We start from the raw sequence: 3,908 nt of genomic DNA, 5'->3' as shown, positions 1-3,908 counted from the left end.
GGCTGAAGGCTGAAGGCTGAAGGCTGAAGGCTGAAGGCTGAAGGCTGAAGATTGCAGTCTGGGTTAAACGCTGGCAGGGATGCCAACTCACCCACTGCTGCCTTTCCGAATCAAATCCTCAAGGTCACACGAAAGGCAGGATCGATAGCGACCTCGCGCCAAGTGGCAACGGTCGCTATGGAGCGCATCATCGACCATAGGTTTCGCAGGATATCCGAGCTCACTCATCACGCTGATCCCACTGCGCCTTGATTGCTCGGATACGAGGCAAGATCTCGACGAACCAATCGAACAGGCGCGGCTCGAGCTTTGAGCCGCGCAGGTCACTCATGATGTCGATGGCGTGCTCGATGGGCCAGGCCTCCTTGTAGGGGCGCTTCATGGTGAGGGCATCGAAGACATCGGCGACGGCGACAATCCGCGCCGACTCAGGAATGGCCTCGCCAACCAGACCGCGCGGATAACCGCTGCCGTCCCAATTCTCGTGATGACAGTAGGCGATCTCGGCGGCGATCTTAAAGATCGGCGCTTCGCTGCGGCTGAGGATCTCATGGCCAATCTGGCTGTGCGTGCGCATGATCACCCATTCATCGGCATCCAAACGGCCGGGCTTGCGCAGGATGGCATCGGGGATGCCGATCTTGCCCGTGTCATGCATCGGCGCCGCCAACCGAAGCATCTCCGATTGCGGCTTAGACCAGCCCGCCGCCTCGGCCAAGCAGGCCGCGTAGGCCGCCATGCGCCAGATATGCAGGCCGGTATCGCTATCGTTGTAGTGACCGGCTCGTGCGAGCATATTCAGCGCGTCCTGATAGGCTTGCTGCAACTGCTTGGCTTGCACCAAGGAGAGGTGCGTGCGCACCCGGGCGTGCACGATCTCAGCCGAGACCGGCTTGACCAGATAGTCCACGCCACCAACCGCGAAACCTTGCTCCTCGTTGCCCAGCTCGGACAGCGTGGTGACAAAGATCACCGGTATGAACTGGGTACCGGCATCGGCCTTCAGGGTACGGCGAACGCTGTAGCCATCGAGATCAGGCATCTGGATGTCGAGCAGGACCAGATCGGGGTGATGCCGCTTGGCCAAGGCGATGGCATCGCTGCCACCGCGGGCATAGAGCAGCGCATAGCTCGGCTCGAGGATCTGGCGCATGATGGCCAGATTCGCCGGCTCGTCATCGACGATCAGGAGACGGGCTTGGGGCATGTCCTATTCCAGCGTCCTAGGCTTCAGCTCATTGATCAGATCACGCAATAGACGCTCGGCGCCGCGAAAATCGAACTCAGTGAGACAGGTCTGCACCTCCGCCAGCCTCGTCGCCTCCAGGCCGCCATGCAGTTGCTCAAGGCAGGCCTCGGCGCTGGTCAGATCCTGCTCATCGAGCGCCTGCAGACAGGCCTCAAGCAGTTCACAACGGGTCGCGAGATCAATATCGGCGCCAATAGCCGCATGATCGACGGCAGAGACTGGCGTCGACTATGGCTCAGCACTGCTGGTCCAGTCGCACAAGCCTGTCATGACATCCGCGAAGGCCTGCTGAAACGCAGCTTCCATCGCCGCATCCGGCGCCTGTCCTGCGCGCAAGCGCTGCTCCAAGCGCTGTGCCTGATCGGCCAGCCGAGGCATCGCGAGTGTCGCAGCGACGCCAGCGAGCCGGTGCGCGAGTGCCGCCGCCTGCGCAAGTGCCCCGGACTGCATAGCATTGGCGATCTGTTGCGCATCATCGGCGTAGGTGTCGCGGAACTTGAGCAGATAGGTACGGTAGAGTGCCGGATCGCCCCAACGAGCCAGGGCGGTCGCTAGATCGATAACCTCGGCAGCCAGCCCCGATTGATCAGGCAATGCGGCCGCGGGCTTGGGTCTTGTTGCTGGCACCGAGGTGCGCAGACCGGTCCAACGCCGTATGCACTGGATCAATTGCCCGACATCGAAAGGCTTTGCGATAAAGCCATTCATCCCGGCCTCCTGCGCTTGCAGCTTCATCGAGTCGAAGATCCCGGCAGTCACCGCGATGACCGGAAGCTCGCGCCAGCGTGCATCCTGACGCAGCCGGTGTGTCGCCGCGTAGCCATCGAGCCGCGGCATCTGCAAATCCATCAACACGATATCCGCGCCATCGGGATAGGCATCGAGCCAATCCAGCGCAGCCTCTCCATCGCCAGCAAGGGTGACCTCAGCGCCATGATCGCCGAGGATGCTCGCGGCGACCTCCTGGTTGATCTCGCTGTCGTCGACCACCAGGACCCGCACGCCAGCGAGCTGCTCGCGCTGGCTGGGCGGAGCCAGGGCAAAAGCCCCTTTGACGCCGCGTGGCTGCAGGCCGCGCAGACTGGCGAGACTGTTGTAGAGAGACAAAGGCGTGACAGGTTTGTGGATGATGCCGTTGATCGCCGACTGTGCCGGTCGGTCTTGTAAGGCCGCGTCCGCCTGAGGAGTCGCCATGAGCAGGATCAGGGCTTGCGCCTCTTCTCCAGTCTCAGCGAGCGCGTCCCGCAACGCCTCGGCGCACTCCAGACCTTCTTCGCCCGGCATCTGCCAATCGATCAAGACGGCATCATAAGAGACAGCGCCCTCGAGCAACCGTGCATAGGCCGCATTTCCAGAGGAAACCCAATCGACTGTCCAGCCCAGCGATTGTCCGGCCAGTATCAGCGCCTCGCCGACGCGGCGACAGTCGTCGGCAACCAGCAGACGCAGCGGGCCCAGCTCGCTCACCGGGAGGGTCTCATTCGGATCGCGTCGCAGCGGCAGTTTGAAGTGGAAGCGACTGCCCTGCCCCAGTGCACTCTCCACCTGCAGGTCTCCACCCATCAGCCGGACCAAGCGCTGGCTGATCGTCAGCCCCAGACCGGTCCCGCCAAACCGACGGCTGATGCTGGTATCGGCCTGGCTGAAGGCATTGAAGATCTCCTGCTGGCGCTCGGGAGCGATACCGATACCGGTATCACGCACGATGAACTGCAGGTTCACATGGGTCTCGCCCCGCCTCTCAGAGTGGCCCTCAGACTGGCCCTCAGGCTGGTTCCCAGGCTGTATCTCAGGTTGGGCATCGCAGACGACACTCAGCTCTACCTCACCGCGCTCGGTGAACTTGATCGCGTTGCACAGGAGGTTGATCAATACCTGCTGCAAGCGTTTGCTGTCCCCGATCAGGCCTTCGATACAGCCGCCCGGTGGGGCCAGCACCAGCTCCAAGGGCTTGTCGCCAACCGCCGCGATCATGATCTCGGCGAGGCTATCGAACAGTACCGAGAGACTAAAGGGTGCCGCCTCCAGCTCGATGCCTCCGGCCTCGATCTTGGAGACATCGAGGATATCGTTGATCAGATCCAGCAGGACCTGAGCAGCATTGCGGATCTTTTGCACCAGCTGACGGCTGGCCGGGTCCAGCGAGCGCTGCTCGAGCAGATAGCCGAAGCCGAGCACCGCATTCATCGGGGTACGGATCTCGTGGCTCATGTTGGCCAGGAACGCGCTCTTGGCTTGGCTCGAGGACTCGGCCTGATCGCGGGCCTGGCTCAGCGCCTGCTCTGCCTGTTTGAGCGCGGTGATATCCTGATTAACGATAAACGTACCGCTGATGCGCCCGGCTTCGTCGTGCAGCGGGATGACCGCATTGAGGATGGTCTTGCGTGATCCGTCAAAGCACTGGATGTCGATCAGCTCGTCGAGCACGGACTCATCCTGCTCAATGACCCGCACCACCGCCCAATCCTCTGGGGCTAGCAGCTCGCCGGTCTCGTGCCACCAGCCCTTGAAGACCCCGAACTGCTCGGGGCCCACGTAGCGGGCACCGGCCCAGATACGCTGCCCCTCTTCGTTGCCGAAGACGAGGGTTCCAGTGGCATCGGTAATCCAGACCCCGACTGGCAGAAGACGCATGATGGCGGCCGACCGGCGCTCTTGC

2 protein-coding genes are annotated in these 3,908 nt (G+C 62.4%); both read right to left on the bottom strand.

The window, feature by feature from the left end; genetic code table 11:
• Nucleotides 1-220 precede the first annotated feature (220 nt).
• Nucleotides 221-1,207 carry a response regulator gene (locus tag ACY693_RS16405; protein ID WP_462322885.1) on the bottom strand — a complete coding sequence of 329 codons (987 nt, stop codon included), beginning with the start codon at nucleotides 1,205-1,207 and terminating at the stop codon, nucleotides 221-223.
• Nucleotides 1,208-1,477: 270 nt separating this feature from the next.
• Nucleotides 1,478-3,908: response regulator (locus ACY693_RS16400; RefSeq protein ID WP_462322884.1), on the bottom strand; the 2,431-nt coding region annotated here is incomplete at its 5' end.

The sequence above is a fragment of the Halochromatium sp. genome (assembly GCF_054919635.1).
The sequence above is the reverse complement of the archived record's forward strand: the minus strand, read 5'-3'. Positions and strand labels throughout refer to the sequence as shown.

Coding starts and splice junctions, on each gene's coding strand:
- ACY693_RS16405 (WP_462322885.1), bottom strand. CDS start 1,207: ATGCCCCAAGCCCGTCTCCTGATCGTCGATGACGAGCCGGCGAATCTG.